19 protein-coding genes and 1 riboswitch are annotated in these 17,728 nt (G+C 40.5%); of the genes, 7 read left to right on the top strand and 12 right to left on the bottom strand.

Translation table 11 applies throughout. The features are described 5' to 3' along the window. The first annotated feature begins 248 nt into the window (after positions 1-248). A complete protein-coding gene (locus tag ACHFIY_RS10295) occupies positions 249-2,096 on the top strand; it encodes an amidophosphoribosyltransferase (RefSeq protein ID WP_410846004.1) in 1,848 nt (615 codons plus the stop codon). Positions 2,097-2,255: 159 nt separating this feature from the next. Here ACHFIY_RS10295 and ACHFIY_RS10290 read toward each other — a convergent pair whose 3' ends face one another. From ACHFIY_RS10290 to ACHFIY_RS10255, 8 genes are all read right to left on the bottom strand, one after another. Continuing rightward, a complete protein-coding gene (locus tag ACHFIY_RS10290) occupies positions 2,256-4,190 on the bottom strand; it encodes a TonB-dependent receptor plug domain-containing protein (RefSeq protein ID WP_410846003.1) in 1,935 nt (644 codons plus the stop codon). Positions 4,191-4,399: 209 nt separating this feature from the next. Then, a riboswitch (cobalamin riboswitch) is annotated at positions 4,400-4,634 on the bottom strand. A 222-nt stretch (positions 4,635-4,856) separates the two neighbouring features. Continuing rightward, a complete protein-coding gene (locus ACHFIY_RS10285; RefSeq protein WP_410846002.1) occupies positions 4,857-5,273 on the bottom strand; it encodes a hypothetical protein in 417 nt (138 codons plus the stop codon). 407 nt (positions 5,274-5,680) lie between these two features. Further along, positions 5,681-5,926 (bottom strand): hypothetical protein, encoded by a 246-nt coding sequence (locus ACHFIY_RS10280; RefSeq protein ID WP_410846001.1) that lies wholly within the window; start codon positions 5,924-5,926, stop codon positions 5,681-5,683. A gap of 60 nt (positions 5,927-5,986) precedes the next feature. Next, positions 5,987-6,232: a transposase gene (locus ACHFIY_RS10275; protein WP_410846000.1), complete on the bottom strand. Its 246-nt coding sequence runs from the start codon at positions 6,230-6,232 to the stop codon at positions 5,987-5,989. Between the two features lie 195 nt (positions 6,233-6,427). Continuing rightward, entirely contained in the window at positions 6,428-6,601 is a 174-nt protein-coding gene (locus tag ACHFIY_RS10270) for a hypothetical protein (RefSeq protein WP_410845999.1), read from the bottom strand. Positions 6,602-6,629: 28 nt separating this feature from the next. Beyond that, complete coding sequence (locus ACHFIY_RS10265) at positions 6,630-7,016, bottom strand: hypothetical protein (protein ID WP_410845998.1); 387 nt, start codon at positions 7,014-7,016, stop codon at positions 6,630-6,632. 158 nt (positions 7,017-7,174) lie between these two features. After that, positions 7,175-7,429, bottom strand: coding sequence for a hypothetical protein (locus ACHFIY_RS10260; protein WP_410845997.1), 255 nt, complete (start codon positions 7,427-7,429; stop codon positions 7,175-7,177). Positions 7,430-7,563: 134 nt separating this feature from the next. Then, a complete protein-coding gene (locus ACHFIY_RS10255; RefSeq protein ID WP_410845996.1) occupies positions 7,564-8,109 on the bottom strand; it encodes an REP-associated tyrosine transposase in 546 nt (181 codons plus the stop codon). A 711-nt stretch (positions 8,110-8,820) separates the two neighbouring features. On the opposite strand from ACHFIY_RS10255, the gene ACHFIY_RS10250 reads away from it, so the two are divergent. Beyond that, positions 8,821-9,720, top strand: coding sequence for an alpha/beta fold hydrolase (locus ACHFIY_RS10250; RefSeq protein ID WP_410845995.1), 900 nt, complete (start codon positions 8,821-8,823; stop codon positions 9,718-9,720). A gap of 93 nt (positions 9,721-9,813) precedes the next feature. Here the strand turns inward: ACHFIY_RS10250 and ACHFIY_RS10245 are convergent, their stop codons facing one another. The 3 genes from ACHFIY_RS10245 to namA all read right to left on the bottom strand — a co-directional run bounded on the left by ACHFIY_RS10245 (position 9,814) and on the right by namA (position 12,583). Beyond that, positions 9,814-10,542 carry an alpha/beta hydrolase gene (locus tag ACHFIY_RS10245; protein ID WP_410845994.1) on the bottom strand — a complete coding sequence of 243 codons (729 nt, stop codon included), beginning with the start codon at positions 10,540-10,542 and terminating at the stop codon, positions 9,814-9,816. 182 nt (positions 10,543-10,724) lie between these two features. After that, complete coding sequence (locus tag ACHFIY_RS10240; protein ID WP_410845993.1) at positions 10,725-11,408, bottom strand: HAD family hydrolase; 684 nt, start codon at positions 11,406-11,408, stop codon at positions 10,725-10,727. A gap of 107 nt (positions 11,409-11,515) precedes the next feature. Continuing rightward, complete coding sequence (namA, locus tag ACHFIY_RS10235) at positions 11,516-12,583, bottom strand: NADPH dehydrogenase NamA (protein ID WP_410845992.1); 1,068 nt, start codon at positions 12,581-12,583, stop codon at positions 11,516-11,518. A gap of 158 nt (positions 12,584-12,741) precedes the next feature. Between namA and ACHFIY_RS10230 the strand changes: the two genes are divergently transcribed. The 4 genes from ACHFIY_RS10230 to ACHFIY_RS10215 all read left to right on the top strand — a co-directional run bounded on the left by ACHFIY_RS10230 (position 12,742) and on the right by ACHFIY_RS10215 (position 15,964). Beyond that, positions 12,742-13,242, top strand: a complete 501-nt coding sequence (locus ACHFIY_RS10230; protein WP_410845991.1) for an Xre family toxin-antitoxin system antitoxin — start codon at positions 12,742-12,744, stop codon at positions 13,240-13,242. Continuing rightward, complete coding sequence (locus ACHFIY_RS10225) at positions 13,242-13,700, top strand: RES family NAD+ phosphorylase (protein WP_410845990.1); 459 nt, start codon at positions 13,242-13,244, stop codon at positions 13,698-13,700. The genes ACHFIY_RS10230 and ACHFIY_RS10225 overlap by 1 nt, the downstream gene beginning before the upstream one ends. A gap of 113 nt (positions 13,701-13,813) precedes the next feature. Beyond that, a complete protein-coding gene (gene fumC, locus ACHFIY_RS10220) occupies positions 13,814-15,217 on the top strand; it encodes a class II fumarate hydratase (RefSeq protein ID WP_410845989.1) in 1,404 nt (467 codons plus the stop codon). Between the two features lie 168 nt (positions 15,218-15,385). Then, entirely contained in the window at positions 15,386-15,964 is a 579-nt protein-coding gene (locus tag ACHFIY_RS10215) for a hypothetical protein (RefSeq protein WP_410845988.1), read from the top strand. A gap of 67 nt (positions 15,965-16,031) precedes the next feature. Here ACHFIY_RS10215 and ACHFIY_RS10210 read toward each other — a convergent pair whose 3' ends face one another. Further along, positions 16,032-16,547: a DUF8685 domain-containing protein gene (locus ACHFIY_RS10210; RefSeq protein WP_410845987.1), complete on the bottom strand. Its 516-nt coding sequence runs from the start codon at positions 16,545-16,547 to the stop codon at positions 16,032-16,034. Between the two features lie 353 nt (positions 16,548-16,900). On the opposite strand from ACHFIY_RS10210, the gene trmB reads away from it, so the two are divergent. Beyond that, positions 16,901-17,596, top strand: a complete 696-nt coding sequence (gene trmB / locus ACHFIY_RS10205) for a tRNA (guanosine(46)-N7)-methyltransferase TrmB (RefSeq protein WP_410845986.1) — start codon at positions 16,901-16,903, stop codon at positions 17,594-17,596. The last annotated feature ends 132 nt before the right edge of the window (positions 17,597-17,728 follow it).

Below are 17,728 nucleotides of genomic sequence, written 5' to 3'. Positions count from 1 at the left end.
CCGTTCGTTCGATACCTTCGGGGTCGAAGGAAAGCCGCATATGGTTTCTATAAACGTAAAATCCCGATGGGATTAATGTACTTTTACAGAACCGATTTTCTTTCCTCCAAAAATTACAGCATCTTTGCGGCATTATTATGACTGGTAAAATGTATTGGGCACAACGGGCAAAGATGCTATAAAAGAATAGAAGTCTTAGCCATTGTCTCAACCATTGCACCTTCATTCAAATTTACTTCCCTTGCAGAATGAGTGACGAAATAAAACACGAGTGTGGCCTTGCTTATATACGCCTCCGCAAGCCTTTTTCCTATTACTTGCAGAAATATGGAACAGTAATGTACGGGCTGAACAAGCTGTACCTGCTGATGGAAAAGCAGCACAACCGTGGGCAAGATGGAGCAGGTATAGCAGCCGTGAAACTGAACGTGGAACCTGGATACCCTTACTTGTCTAGGATGCGCAGCAGTGCGCAGCAGCCTATAGTAGATATTTTTAGCAAGGTAAACGCAGAAGTGCAGGAGCTGATAAAGTACCAGAACGATATTCCCAAACACCCCGGCCTGATGAAAGGCCATGTTTCCTTCCTTGGGGAGTTATTGCTTGGCCACTTGCGCTATGGCACACAAGGCAAGAACAATGCAGAATTTTGCCACCCATTCATCAAAAGGGATACCCAACCCGGCAGGAACTTAGCACTTGCTGGCAACTTCAACCTAGTAAATACAGATGAGCTTTATAGCGGCCTTGGCATGGTACCCGGTGAATTTCAAAAGCAGAGCGACTTGGCAGCGATGATGGAAGTAATCCATCATTTTTTAGTAAAAGGGGATGAACAAGACCCCAACAACGCCAACATTGCCACCGTTTTAAAACAAGCTACCCCATTGTTTGACGGCGGCTACACCATTGGTGGGCTGGTGGGCAATGGGCATAGCTTTGTAATGCGGGATGCACATGGCATACGCCCTGCGTATTACTATATAAACGATGAGGTAATAGTTGCCGCAAGCGAAAGGGCATCTATCCGCACTACGTTTAATGTGGGCGAAAACGAAGTGGGTGAATTGATGCCGGGCAATGCCTTGCTGGTGGACAATGAGGGCAACTACAGCATCCAGCAAATTATTCCTGCACTGGAACGCAGGGCTTGCAGCTTTGAACGCATTTATTTTAGCCGTGGCAGCGACGAAAAAATATACAGGGAACGGATAGCCTTGGGTCATCACCTGAGCAAGCGAGTATTGGAAAGTATTGATTATGACCTGAAAAATGCCATTTTTTCCTATATACCCAACACTGCAGAAGTTGCTTTTTACGGCTTGGTAAAAGGCATGGAAGACTACCTGAACCAGATAAAAGTAAAACGGATTTTGAGCTGGGGCAACGACATAACCGAGGAAAAGCTACAGGAAATGATTACCCGCAAAATCCGCCAAGAGAAAATTGCCATCAAAGATGTAAAAATACGCACTTTTATTACACAGGACGATAGCCGGAACGAAATGGTGCAGCATGTATATGATGTAACCTACGGCACAGTCCGCAATTATGAGGACACTTTAATAGTTATAGACGACAGCATTGTGCGTGGCACTACCCTGAAAGAAAGCATCGTGCGGATGCTGGCTAGGTTGAAGCCTAAGAAAATCATCATTGTTTCCTCTGCCCCACAAATCCGTTACCCCGATTGTTATGGGATAGATATGAGCAAAATGGTGGACTTTGTGGCTTTCCGTGCCGCCATAGCATTGCTAACGGAGCGGAACATGGAATATGTACTGACAGAAATACACGAAAAAATAAAAGCACTGGAAAGCATGGGCGAATTGCACACGGAAAATGTGGTAAGGCATGTTTACAAGCCTTTTACCACCGAGGAAATATCCGACAAAATAGCCCAGTTAATTACCCCCGAAGGCATAACTTTCCCAGTAGAAGTGATTTACCAAACCATCGAGGACCTGCACGATAGCTGCCCTACCAATACCGGCGACTGGTATTTTACAGGCAATTACCCCACCCCCGGCGGCAACAAAGTGTGCAACAAAGCGTTTTTGAATTACATGGACGGCAAGCACGTAAGGGGGTATTAGATTATTGGGGTGCATATTTGTGTAAGACAAGGCTACTTTCTCTATGCTTTATCGAGCAAGGCATATCGGGTTTATTGCAAGTAAAATAAAAAATCCATACAGGTTTTTAACGCCTGTATGGATTAAAGAATAGGAAACTATTTCCTGCTTTTCATAGAACTATAAGTTTAAAGTAAACCCACCATTCACAACAAATGGGATGGAATTATACCCGCTTGCATCAAAGAATTTTTTGTTTGTAAGGTTCTGTGCATCGGCAAAAAACTTGACGTATTTATTTATTTCATAGCTAGCATTAGCACCCAAAATAAAGTAGCTATCCAGTTTTACATCGGCTATGCCATAGCCACCCGCATCGTAGCGGCTGCTTACATATTTGCCACTTAGGCTTAGGTACAATTGTTTCAATGGCTGCACACCAATGGTTACATTGATGGTATTCTTTGGCCGCCTCAACAAATAATTATAACTAACCGTGTCTTTGAAGGTTGCCCTATTTTGGGTTACCTCCGTTGGTAAAAGCAAGGTATAATTGGCATTAATACTTATTTTATCCGTTGGCTTTATATTTATTTCATACTCCAGCCCATTTACTTTTTGGCTTACATAATTAAAGAAATTGCTGTTTACATAGTTAATGTCAGTGTTATAATCTATGCCATTATTTATATGCCGAATAAAATAAACAGCTCTTGTATTGAATATTTTGTTTTGAAATTGAACACCACCCTCATAATTAACTGATTTTTCTGGCAGCAACAATCCATTCAGGCTTAGCTGGTATAGGCTTGGTGCTTTAAAGCCGCTGGCAATGCTGGCAAAAACACGCCATTGCTTGTTGATATTAAAAGCAGGGTTAAATGTATAGGTATAATTGGTGTTGTAGCGGCTATGCGTGTTTAGCCTGCCCCCTACTTCCAGTATAAACTTATTTTTTTTGTCTATAAAACTTAATGAAGCATACATAGATGTTTGGCTTACAGAAGTATCGGGGCTAGTGCTTGTGTAAGGGCCAAAACTACTCACTAAATTAATGTAGTTATTATAAGAGCCATACCTATAATCGGCACCGCTAAGCAGGCTAAAGCCACTGCCCAGTTTTACTGTAGTGTAAAGCTCGGCAAACTGGCTAATGCCTTTGTAATCGTTGTAAGAAAAAAAATGGCTGCCTGCTGAATAATTATCGTCGTACAGCCTGTGCGTTTTCGTGTATTGATAATTGCCTACCAACGTTACAGCATCATTTTTATAACTGAATCCAGCCCCGCTAGTAAGATTTTTGCTCTTAGTAAATTCATTTTTTTTGTCCCCAAAAGCGGCAGCGTCCAAATCTGCCCGGTACTGGCTGTACATGGTGAATGCTTTTACCAACAATTGGCTAGTGGCTTGGTATTGCACAGAGGCGTTGGCCATGTTGCCATCGTATCCGTCTTTGTCAAACTCTTTTTTCCCCGAGGAGTCGTAAGCAGTAGAAAAACCATCGGTTTTTATTTTGGAATAGCGGGCTGTATAGGTAAGCTTATCTGCCTTGCCGTAAACCTGCACATTGCCTTTGTAGGTATTAAACTTTCCTCCGGCTACCGTTGCTTTTACGTTTATAGGTTTTGTGATGCCGCTTTTTAAGCTAATGATGTTAATTACCCCTGCCACCGCATCGCTGCCATACAGGGTACTCTGTGCACCTTTGCACACTTCTATCCTTTCTACATCATTGATTGAAAACAGGTTCAGGTCAAAATTATTGTTAATTTCAGATGGGTCGCCAATGGGTATGCCGTCTAGCAATAGCAGTACCCTGCCCGAATTTGCCCCGCGCATATAAACAGTTTGCACACTGCCCGCGGTGTTCAGTGCGCCATTAACTACAATGCCCGCCTGCTCGTTCAGCACCTGTGCTACTGTTTTTCCTGTGCTTTTTTCTAGTTGTTCTTTGCTAATTACGGTTATTACCTTGCCGGTAGTGCTTTGTTTCTGGTACAGCTTGTTGGCTGTTACTACTACCTCGTCTAGGTTGTTTGTTACTGTGTCTTGCTGTGCAAGCAATGCCGTTGCTGTAAGCAAGGCGGTAGAAAGGAGCGTGATTTTTTTGCCCATTGTCTTTTTGTTTTTAAAAAAGTTAAACAATGAGCTTTCAGGAAGGAATAATGAATAATTAAAAGTGAATAATTGATAATTGATAGAAGCATGATGCCCCTATAATTTTTCAATCATGCAAATTATATAATCACAATCCGAAAACGGAGAAACATAATCGGCTGCTGCAGCCAGCCTTTTACATTCCATGCTTTTCACCCGAAAGCCGTGAATGATGTTCGTAAAAGGCAGGTCTTCTGACTTTAGCGTTCGTTACGCCCTTCCCACCCGTTTCACGGGGCAGTGGATTACGTAATTACTTCTTTCTATTTCCCTTGTGGGGAAAAAAAGAAGCCGCCTTACAGCTACGGGGATAGTACCGGACTTACACCGGTTTCCCTTTTAATTTTTGCGTGGCTGCTAATAAAAGCCTCCATGCAAAAAACCAAATACGGTGCAAATATGCAGTTTAATAAGCAAAAAACATTTCTTTTTTGTTATAACTCACCTTACGCAGGCTTTTCCACATTTGCCAAAAAAATCACCACATATGCACAATAGGCACATAGATTCGAAAAGAATAAAAGGCCACTTAGGCAGATAGGCTAGGATATGCTTCATTTTATAAAACAAAAAAGGCTGCCACCCATTGGGTAACAGCCTTTTTTAATGTACTGCCTGCAAGCATTAAGAAGTTAATGCCGCTTTCTTTGTTTGCAAGGAAGTAATTAAGCTAGCAGCCTCTGTAATCTGCAAGGCCACTTGTGCCAATTGAAACTCGGTTTGCACCAAGGCAGAAGAGCCATAGCTTGCCTTTTTGCCGTTGAGGATTAGCTGGCGGAGCGTTAAAGCGGCTTGCTTTTTTAGGTAGCCGTCTTTTACTTTGCCAGCCCCCAATGTGCCAACAATGGTAGTTAGACCCGTGAGCTCTGTGCTTACTGCTGTTAGTTCCGTGTCCACATCTGTGGCATTACCCGAATTGTTGTCTTTTTGGTGCGTTAGCGACGTTTGGGTAAATGTCAGGTTGTCTTTTTCTTTTTGCACTGCAGCAATCACTACATCGCAATCTGCCTTTGTGGTAATCTTGTCCAATGAATACGCCATGATAGGTTTGTTTTAAATGGTTAAATAATGACCCAAAACTAAAATGCGGCTGCAACATTTTTAAATCGGCAATCCTATATGGGGGCATTTTTCCCTATTCATGGGGGAATAATGCCCCCATATAGGAAATTTGTTTTTTGGTAATTGACAGTATACAAATGGCGGTACTTTGTTGATAATGAAGGATATTGTGGATAGGCTTGTTAGTAGGTAAATGGGTTTTATCACTAAAATTGTTGCTTAATTTTACCAATGTTATTTTGCCTTATAAAAAAGGCCATTGGCGAGGTTTTTCACATCGTTTTTGCAAATTATTTCTAGTTACAAACGGGCTCAAGTGTTCAGCTTTGGCTGGCCACTTGTGCCTACCAAATAAGCCAGTTTTTAACTGGCGACACAGCAAAAAACTACAAATGCACAATCGGCAATATCCCTTCTGCTTTGCCATTATAATATTGATAGGCACTACTATATTTATACTCATGCGGTAGCCAAACAATGCCTGCCCTCACTGGGTTTTCATGCAAATAACGCAACCGCTGCTGCTGCTTTTCAACATTATCTAGTTGAATTGGATGGAACCCTTGTTGCCAGAATTGGTATTCCTTGTTTGCACTATTAGTACTGCCAGCAAACCTAAACAAATTGAGCATCCATTCTTTACGGCTTTCTTTTTCGTTAATTTCAATGGCTGCTATAATTTGCTTGGAAGTTTATTTCTTAAAATCACGCATCACATCGCTTATTGGGTGCGTATTGCTGGAAACAATCATGTGCAAATGGTTTGTCATGATTACATAAGCGTGCAAGCGCAGCCCTTTTGCCATTTGGCCATATGCCAAGCTTTTGACAACGATTTCCTTGTATAATTCCCTGCTGAACACATCTACCCAACCTACAACAGTGCAGGTTACAAAATGTGCCATCGCAGCTTCCCCAGCCTTGTATTTGCTTGACATATACTTTAGTTTTGGCTAAAATAGTTATTTTATCTATGCGAATGCCAGTTACAAACTGGCTTATTTAAAAGGCACGAGTGGCCTGCTACGCAGAACACTCGCGCCAGTGGATATAAAATAAAAGCAAAGACATAAACATAAGGAGATTCAAAAATGTGCTTAGCATAAGACAAAAACTTATCTTTATTTATCTTTTTATTTTTTTTCAAAATTAGTACCAGCCGCCGCATCACCATATAAACTTGGTATGGCTGATATCACACCCCCAGCTCCATGAAACCCATCGTTAATAAACGGCTCCGCTACGGCTCCGCCCACTAAATTTACCAATGTTGAGGATGCAGATGCTTTGTCATTCAGAAAAAGCACTAAGTTTTGCCGTACACTAGCAAGGATATTACTCGCATCTTATGTTAACAGTATCTTGTGGTTTGACGAAATAGCGCAAATAATCATCATCGTCACTTAATATTTTATGGTTATTGGGATTTTCTTTTTCCACCACTATCAACAAAGTATTATTTCCTTTTTTATAGTTGTTATACGTTGTTTCAGGAGAACTCTCATTAAATTCATATTTTTTCCCTTGATAATAAAAGGAGTATATAGCATTAATCCCTTTACCTGCACGCATTTCTAAAATTTTACCACATAGAATGATATGGTTATTTCGTAATTGAATGGAAAATTTATTTGCCCGTATATTAAATAATAAGATAATCACTATCACTACTGCTAACAATATGATTTGATAACGCATAGAATTATATTTTCTTTCTTCCATTTGCTTTTGATTATTTACTTTGAAGGAGGGTTCATAAATTCATTGAAATTTCCTTGAATTATTGCATTTGTTGCATCACCCCAAAAACTTGGTATTGATGAAATAGCTCCAGCAGCTCCTATGAAGCCATCTTTTTCAAAAGCATTCGTTGCGCTTCCTCACACCATATTAGCTATTGTTGAAACTGCAACAGTCGATACAGACGCATTTTGGTCAATACCCACACTAAAGGTATTATAATTGAAAGTTGTAGCACCAGATAAACTATATGTAAGTGGCCCAAAAGTACTGCCTATGACTTGAATAGGATTTATACTATGTTTTTCAAATAATTGTAATGAGGCATCAGTCGCCATTAATGCGGCTTTAGTACCTAGCAAATTTTGCGACCAAAACAAACTTGGGTATTCCATAATAAGTAAAGGTGAACCAATTAGCAAAACAGCACCTAATCCATTTTGCTTCCATTCTTTGGTAGCAATATCTCCCCGCTCGGCGTAGTCTCCTGACTACGTCGGAGTGTACGCAAATCTCCTGATTTGCTTTACTATAACAAATCAATTTCAATTAAGCCTTTCCTGCCAGCATAATTCATTGCACTAGTATACAAATAATCTTCTGGCTTATCAACAATTGCAGCCCTTACAGGGTTGTTATGGATGTATGCTAATTTTTGTTGTGCAAAATAGGCACTAATTAGTTCTATTGCATGGTTTTCATGTGTCCAAAATTGGTAATGGCTATTTCTTTGATGGGCAGCCGCTCCAAATCCAAAACGTTTTAACATCCAATCTCTTCTGCTTTCTTGTGTACCTGCTAAAAACGGCAAAATTTGATTAGCAGTAAACTTTTTAAAATCGCGTACTATATCCGAAAGCTGACAGCTTTCTTTAGCCCGTGCTATCAAGTGTACATGATTGGTCATGATAACATAACCAAACAATTGCAACCCCTTATTTTTCCTACAAAAGTTAAAACAATCTGTAACAATGTTTTTATAAGCAGGACGGGTGAACACATCTACCCATTCTACTACCTGAAAAGTAAGAAAGTAGGCAGCTTGCTGGTTGTATATCTGATAACCTTGTGGCATAGGATAAAGATAAGTATTTCGCTAATTATGCGGATATGCAAAACGCAAATCAGGAGATTTGCAAACGTTGCGACGTAGTCGGGAGACTACACCGAGCATCACTTTTTTTGGAACTCTACACCAAGCTGAACTAAAAAAGGTAGCAAAAAGAGCAATGTTTCAAAGGAATCGCAATACAAAGAAAACAAATATTGCGCTTCTCTCTTTTTTGAGTGATGCTTCTAGCCTTCATGAATTGCCGGTCAATTTTTTTTGCAATATTTTTTTTGCAATAAATAAAATTATGACAAAAATTTTATTACAATATTGTAATAAAATTTTTCGAATAAATTAAATTATTTCAAAAAAATTATTACACTAGGAATTGGCTATAGGAATTAAAGGGAAAAACATGGCTTGTCGAAGGAAATTTTTGCTTTTTTCCTTTCTGTTTCACAAAGCACAGTTGCTAATGAAGCGTATATTGGCCTATCCTGCCTAAATGTCCTTTATTCTTTTCAAATCTATATGCCTATTATGCCTATGTGGTGATTTTTTAGCAAATGTACAAGGTCAGTTAATTATATTATAAATTACAAAAGCCTTTCTTTTCGTTTAAAATGCCGATAACCTTCCACTAAAATTGTGGCATTGTTTGCCCATTAAAAACCAGTGCCTAGCCAAAAGATAATGGCATAGTTATTATGGCTATTATTTCTAAAATTTAAAAACATGAAATACATAGAAGTGCAAAACAGCAGTGATGCCGAAAAAATAAAACTGGCATATTGCGATAATGGATCAGGAAAGCCAATTGTGCTGATACATGGCTGGCCATTGAGCAAAGAAATGTGGGAATACCAAGAAGAACCTTTGGTGGATGCTGGTTTCCGTGTAATAACTTACGACAGGCGTGGCTTTGGCCAATCAGACAAACCATGGAATGGCTATGATTACAATACCCTTACGGCAGACTTAAAAGCTGTATTGGAACAGCTAGACCTTCAGGATGTAACCCTTGTGGGTTTTTCAATGGGGGGCGGCGAAGTAGCCCGCTATTTTAAAAATTATGGCGGCGAACGCATTTCAAAAGTAGTATTGATTTCTAGCATACTACCTTATATGCCTAAAACAGACAATAACGAAGAGGGCGTTCCTACCGAAATGTTTCAGGAAATGATGGACAATATCAATGCCGACCGTGTAGGCTTTCTGGATACATTTGGCAACCAATTTTTTGGCATTAATATGCTCAACCATCCTGTAAGTGCGCCGTTACTGGACTATTACCGTATGCTTTGTGCAGTAGCTTCGCCAAGGGCTACAAGAGAATGCCTGGAAGCATTTGCCTATACTGATTTCCGTGACGACACGCCACTAATTAATGTACCTACGCTAATTATACATGGCAATAGCGACAAAACAGTACCTATTGAAGTAAGTGCAGACAAGGCTTCGGAATTGATACCTGAAAATGAATATTTGGTGTATGATGCTGCCCCACATGGCCTATTCTATACAGAAAAGGATAAATTGAATGCCGATTTAATCCAATTTATCACTAACGACACTTTAACAACAGGAACACCTGCTTATGCTACTGAAGAGGCAGCAACAGGCACTATCTATTAAACACGATATTATTTTTAAAATATGGGCGCAAGCATTAATAGAATGCTTGCGCCTTTTTATGATTTTTCCTGTCAGTAGCGTTCTCGCCAAACGCTAGGAAAATAAACCAGCAATATCAGCAGCATATTGCTCTTTTAATAATTGATGCCCGGCGGGTATTTCTTTTATGGTAGTCAGATTGCTAGTTCCTTTAAACGCCAAGCCAGCTTTGGAAGGGATTACCCTGTCAAATTGCCCAAAAAGCATGTTTACAGGTATTTTATATCGCTCAATTAGTTGCTTTAGCAAATGGGTATTTGTGGAGAAATCCCGCATTGTCAACCACCGCTTATACAAAGCCTTCCGTTCTTCTGGATTATTTATGTGATTCTGTGCAAATTTTGCGATGCTTTTATTGAGCAACTTGATGCGAGCAGCAAAATTAATAAGCCCAAACAGCCAATTTGGGTGCAGCATTGTGTAGTGAAACAATCTCCTACCAGCAGCATATTGCGTAGCCAACTGTTGCCAAAAATTGTGGCGGAGGCCATCTGGTGCTATCAAAACTACTTTCTTTATTTGGGCAGGCACAGCCTGCAATACATGCAAAGCTACCCTGCCACCCATGCTATACCCCAGCAAGCTAAATGCTTTGCCTTGGCAAGGATGCACCTGTTGCATGATATCCAATAAATCCTCCGTTGCCATTAACAACCCTTCCTGCCAAATAGTGCTGCCGTGAAAAGGCAGATCTATGCAAATCAATGTGTACTCATGTCCTAACACGGGCTCTAAAAAAGCAAAGCTGCTGCCATCTAGCCCATAACCATGGAAACAAAACACTACTGCTGCCCCATTGCCATATTGGTAATAGGTGATGGAGGAGGATTTGTATGGGATTGTTCTATATATAATACAAAATTTAATAAATAGAATCTTTAGTTTCTCAATCTAAAAGAGATTTGTACTCCTTTTTCCTTGTGCTTCTTCGTGTTTTTGTGCCTTCGTGGCTAAACACTTTGTGGCTAAAACAAATGCCCTATCCCTTGGCCTGGCTGCAATAATTTGCCAGCAATGCCAAAATTAGTTGCCCCCATCAGGTCGGCAAATTCATTGTCGCCAATATGCAAAATATCCTTTTTTGTAATTGTTTTTATTTTTGAAACTTCTTGGAACATACGCTCATACACTTGCGGGCTAGGCTTGGAATATTGCATTTCATCAGAGTACAATTGGAAACTAAAATAAGGGCTAATATGTAACTGGTCCAATAACTTGCGCAGGAAAACACTGGTAGTAAACGCCGTATTGCACAAAAGGCTAAGGGTATGACCCTCGGCTACCAAACGCTTGAAAATATGGGGGGTGCTAGGCTCAATTAAAACGGGAGGGTATTCAAAAAACAGTTTTTCTGTTGCAGCAACAAATGCGTCAATTTGTGCCTTGCTTATTTTTTTGATGTCAACCTGAAGGTCGTTCAAGAAAATAAGCCATAATTCATAAGCATCTAAGTTCCTGCCTGTAATCTCATTAACCTTATTAAACAACTTGTCAAATTTGCTATAGGTAGCACTTACAACAGAAAGCTCGGCATCAATGTTAAAAAAATCAATCAGCAACTCGTTCCTTTTCTGCTTGTGATAGGGGTTTGACTGTATTAACGTTAACCATAGGTCGAAAGAAATGTGCTTGAATTGCCGATAATCCATTAAATAATTGATTTGTATAAGTATATTAAGCCTGCGAAAATATGGCTATTTGTGGCAATATTTGTGGAGTTTTTCTCTCTTTGCCCCTTTGCCTATTGCCCCTTTCCTTATTTCTTCGCCCTTTCATATTGCACTGGCCAAGCCATTTCTTCATAACCCAGTTCTTGGGCGGCTTCGAATGGAAAATAAGGGTTGCGCAGCAATTCCCTGGCCATCAAAACCAAATCTGCCTGACCTGTTGCAATTATGGCTTCTGCCTGTGGGGCATCTGTAATCAGCCCTACCGCCCCGGTTAGTATACCTGCCTCTTGTTTTATTTGCGCTGCAAAGGGAACTTGATATAATGGTCCCACCGGTATTTTGGCATGGGAAATATTGCCCCCGGACGAACAGTCTATCAAATCAATGCCTTTCTCTTTTAGCAAAGCAGAAACACTTACAGAATCTTCTATCGACCAGCCGCCTTCAACCCAGTCTGTGGCGGAGATGCGCACAAACAACGGCAGGCTTGCTGGCCATACAGCTTTAATGGCATCGGTTATTTCCAATAAAAACCGTACCCTGTTCTCAAAACTGCCGCCATATTCGTCGGTGCGGGTATTACTTAGGGGCGATAAAAATTCATGTATCAGGTAGCCATGCGCTGCATGTATTTCCACAATTTCAAACCCTGCTGCCAATGCCCTGCTGGCGGCCTCTTTAAATTTGGTTACCAAACCCTTTATTTCGGCTATGGTTAATGCCTTTGGCGGGGCATAATGGCCGTTAAATGCTAACGCACTGGGAGCCACGGGCTGCCAGCCGCCTTCGTTTTCAGATAACAATACATTACCTGCCCATGGGCTACTTACGCTGGCTTTCCGCCCAGCATGGGCTAGTTGTATTGCTGGTACGGATCCTTGTGCTTTTACAAATTGTGTAATACGCAGCAGGTTTTCAATATGCCCGTCTTTCCAGATGCCAAGGTCAGACGGGGTAATCCTCCCTTCGGGAACCACCGCCGACGCTTCCATGATAATTAAACCAGCACCACCCACAGCCCTGCTGCCAATATGCACTAGGTGCCAATCGCTTGCAAAGCCATCCACGGATGAATATTGGCACATGGGCGAAATAGCTATCCTGTTTTTCAAAACAATACCTTTTATGTGTAGTGGCGTAAATAACTGCGACATAGGTATCCTTTTTGTTTGTTGCAAAGGAATTGTTTTTACTTGACCCAACATGGGAGGGCTTGAAGGATTTCCATAATTCGCATGTGGCTATGCTAAGAAAACAAGGTTGTTATGGAAATTTGTCTTAAATTTGTGGACAAGTGTCTAAAAAGAGGTATATGGCAACAGTAACAACCAGTATTACAACTAAGCTTGACAAAGAAATAGCTAATATAGTTAAAGGCTCAAGCTTTAATAAAAAGTTTATATCCCAGACAAAGGATATCACTTATGCGGATTTTCTGTCTAATAAAATGCTTATGATTTCGGTAATTAGGTTGGGTGTTCCTTATTCCTTGTTTAACCTAATTCAGGATTTTACGCCTTTTACAGATGATAATTGGGCTGACTTTTTGGATATTTCTACCAAGTCGCTTCACCGGTATAAGCAAACTTCGAGAAGTTTTAAATCCATCCAGTCCGAAAAAATAATTGAAATGGCAGAAGTTACCAATGTTGGCCTTGAAGTGTTTGGGGACATGGAAAAATTTAAACTATGGATAGAAACACCAAGTTTTGCTTTAGGTAATTTAAAGCCATTGGACCTTTTAAGAGATTCTTATGGAAAGGAATTGGTAATTAGCGAATTAACAAGAATTAACTACGGCATTTTAGTTTAATGGAGGCTTATAGGTTATCAAAGAAAATATATGCCTCAACTTTGTCGGGCAAAGGGGCTGCCATAAAAGGGGCGAGGTGGAATTCTATTGGGGTAGAAATTATTTATACTGCCATCAATAGGTCATTGGCCATGGCAGAGATTGCAGTTCATTTTAGTTTGGCGGCACTTCCAAGCGACTACATGATGGTAACAATTTATGTACCGGATGATATTTCGCTATTAAAATTAATTCCTACTGATTTGCCAACCGATTGGAATGCATTTCCCCATCCTTCAGCTACACAGGCAATTGGCGATCAATTTATTGGTGACAACAAATACTGCGTGCTACAAATTCCTTCTGCAGTAACCCAAGGCGACTATAATTTATTAATTAACCCCAATCATCCCGATTTTATAAGAATCAAGATAATTTCGATAGAAAACTTCCCCTTCGATAAAAGGATTTTTAAATGATAACAACCCAAAATTACTGCTCTTGATAAAAAATTTAAAATTCAAAATTCAAAATTTCGTATGCTACTTTTGCACCGCAAAAAGAAATACTCAAGAAAATAAAAACAGCCATCATGGAATTTAGGATTGAGAAAGACACAATGGGCGAGGTAAAAGTGCCTGCCAATGTATTGTGGGGCGCACAAACACAACGCAGCATAGACAATTTTAAGATTGCGCAGGACATTAATAAAATGCCAAAAGAAATTATCAAGGCATTTGCTTATTTGAAAAAAGCGGCGGCCTTAACCAACTTGGAAGCGGGCGTACTGAGCCAAGAAAAGTCTGATTTGATTGGGCAAGTTTGTGATGAAATTTTAGAAGGCAAACTGGATGAATATTTTCCATTGGTGGTTTGGCAAACAGGCAGCGGCACCCAAAGCAACATGAATGTGAACGAGGTAGTTGCTTACCGTAGCCATGTGATAAAGGGCGGCGCATTGACCGACAAGGAAAAATTTGTGCACCCAAATGACGATGTAAACAAATCGCAATCGAGTAATGATACCTTCCCAACAGCCATGCACATTGCTGCCTATAAAATATTGCTGGAAGTAACCATACCAGGCATTGAAAAGCTGAGGGATACACTGCAAGTAAAAAGCACCGAGTACATGCATGTGGTGAAAATAGGCCGTACCCATTTTATGGATGCAACGCCATTGACAGTCGGCCAGGAGTTTAGCGGATATGTTAGCCAATTGAACCATGGGCTGCGAGCCATTAAAAATACATTGGCACACCTTAGCGAACTGGCTTTGGGCGGCACGGCAGTAGGCACAGGCATCAACACGCCGAAAGGCTATTCAGAAAATGTGGCAAAATATATCGCTGCCCTTACAGGGCTTCCATTTATAACTGCTGAAAATAAATTCGAAGCATTGGCTGCACACGATGCCATTGTGGAAGCACATGGCGCATTGAAAACAGTAGCCGTGAGCCTGATGAAAATAGCCAACGATGTGCGTATGCTAAGCAGCGGCCCCAGGAGCGGCATAGGCGAATTGTATATACCAGACAACGAACCAGGGTCCTCCATCATGCCGGGCAAAGTAAACCCTACGCAGTGCGAGGCATTGACCATGATAGCTGCACAGGTAATGGGCAATGATGTGGCCATAAACATAGGTGGCAGCATGGGGCATTTTGAACTAAATGTGTTTAAGCCAATGATGATTTACAATTTCCTGCACAGTGCCAGGCTGATTGGGGATGGCTGCGTAAGCTTTAATGATAAATGCGCCATCGGAATAGCCCCACTGGAAGCCAATATTAAAAAGCATGTGGACAATAGCTTGATGCTGGTAACCGCCCTAAATACAAAAATAGGCTATTACAAAGCAGCAGAAATAGCCCAGACAGCACATAAAAACCATAGCACGCTAAAAGAAACAGCAGTAGCCCTAGGCTATGTAACCCCTGAAGAATTTGACCAATGGGTTGTTCCTGTGGAAATGGTGGGGGAGATAAAAGATTAGTCGTAAGTGGTAAGTCATAAGTCGTAAGTAAGGCTTAAGGTATAGGGTATAGGGTTTAGGGTTGGTGCAAGCAAATGCTCCCGCCCGCTTCATTTATAAAAAAGTTGCCAGCCTAGGGAAGGTTGGCAACTTTTTTACATATTTTGTTTTTTCACTAATCAACACAAATTGAAGGCAAAAACATCATCCTTGTTTAAAAATGAAGGCATCCAATTTATTGGATGGTTTTTATGCTTGTTTGTGTTGTTTTATTACTTCAACCTGTTTTTTATTAGTATTACCGCAAGGGGAAGCAACCCTTTGTATCTTTTTCTGCGGGATGATTTGAATTATATCGATTGGCTGCGTTCTTCTATCCTGCATACAAGCCAGTTTTTTTGTGGTTTTATAGGGATAAAAACCCATGTGGAAAAAGTATTTATCCTGAGGAGCGATACTAGCCATATTGGGCTGCGGATGGTGTACCGCTGTATAGGCTATGGTGTGATGAGTTTTTGGACTGCTTTTGTCATTGCCAATAAAGGGCATTGGCAAAAAAAAACAATCTGGTTGGTAGCTGGCTGGGTAACCATTTGGCTCATCAATTGTTTTCGCATGACACTTTTGATGGTTGCATTAGAACACCACTGGCCCATAAATAAATTCATGGACCACCATTCACTTTTTAATATCGTGGCTTATATTTTTGTTTTGCTGCTTATATTTTTGTACATAAAGTTTGATAAACCTAAAGCCCACAAAAAGTAGGCTTTAATAGGGCTTATGCAATATGCCCCTACCAAGAACTTATGACTAATCACTTATAACTTATGACTTACACCCCTTCAAAATAATCCGTCTTGTGCTTAAACAGCACATTGAATGTAGTAAGCGAACCATAAATACGGGTAATGTATTGCTGCATGTTTACCTTGTCTTCGTCCGTTAGTTTTTCATGGCTGTTGATACGCTGTTCCATAACCCGCAGCCTGTCGCGCAGCATCACTATTTTGTGGAAAAACACGTCTATCGGTATTTCTTTTTCCTTTAAAGTATCCGAACCAGGCTTTAGCACCAGCACGCCACCCACCCATTTATCGCCCAAAGGCACTACTTCTGTCATGTCGCCCCATTGGCGGAGTATCCGCATCAAGGCATCTTCTGCTTCGCTAAAGCTTTCTTTGTATTCTGGCTCTAGGCGTTCAGTAACCTGCATGTTAAAGTCTTTGCTTACCATTTTAATGCCCGATTCCATAAAACACACTTCATACACCCTTTTGTGCATCCGCACCACAACACCAGCACCAAAAGAAGGGTGTACCACCCTGGACCCAACGCCTAATAATTCCATGATTATGATTTATACCAATGATTAAATGATTTGACTGATTCTAATAATTGAAGACGTTTATTTTATAGTCAGTGCATAATATTTTTTCCAGTTGACCCATGTTTGCTAGCCTTTTGAAGGTTGGCAGTAAATACAAATACGGCAACTATTGTAAAAATAAGATTGGGTTGCTACATAAGCAAATTTGCAGTTGCATTTTAAATATTTCCACCAATTTTTATCTTCTACTAAAATGCCATGGCTATGGCATTTACGAATTGTTGCAAAATAAGTTATGTACCTACCTACTGACCACTCACCACTGATTACTCACCACTGATCACTTATGACTTACACCTATCTTTGCCCCTATTATGGGACATAAGAAACTCGTTCGGTTTGAGGCAATAAAAGGTTTTGGGAATGTATTGGAAAACCCAGAAGGGATGCAGGGGCAATGGCATACTTATTTTAAAAACAACAACCCCATTACCTTGGAACTTGCCTGCGGCAAAGGCGAATATGCCGTGGGCCTAGGTAGGATGCACGCAAACCGAAATTTTATTGGGGTAGACATAAAGGGCAACCGTATATGGAGGGGGGCATTAACGGCTTTGGAAGAAGGGTTGAGTAACGTGGCTTTTTTAAGGATACCTATTGACAATCTGCCTGCTTTCTTCGGAAAGAATGAAGTAAGCGAGATATGGATTACTTTCCCAGACCCCCAGCTCCGTTTGTCAAAAGCCAAGAAAAGGCTTACCCACCCAAAATTCCTTAGGCTGTACCAGCAACTTACAGAGCAGGGCGCATTGATACACCTGAAAACGGATAGTCCAGATTTGTACGAGTTTACAAAAAAGGTAATTGATTTGTACGAATTGCCCTTATTGGTAGATTATTGCGATGCCTACCACGAAGCCAATATAAGCCCAGAGCTGCAAATAAAGACTTATTACGAAAGCCTAGACATTGCCAAAAGCAAGCGGGTGCATTACTTGCAATTTAAAATAGACAAAGAACTGCCATTGGAAAAAGATGCGGTTTTGAAAGAGATGGTAGAGGGAGAATAGGTATGGGGGCAAGAAGCATGCATTTTCTTTTAGTTTTAAGCATATGTTTCCATCATATAATTTCAGAAAGTAGCTTGGCAAGAATTTAAATAGTTTCTGCTTTTCTTTTATTATATAAATGCAAATACAACT

The organism is Parasediminibacterium schistidii (assembly GCF_046546515.1).
Classification (GTDB): Bacteria; Bacteroidota; Bacteroidia; order Chitinophagales; family Chitinophagaceae; genus Parasediminibacterium.
Note: the sequence above shows the minus strand (reverse complement) of the source record. Positions and strands in the feature narration are given on the sequence as shown.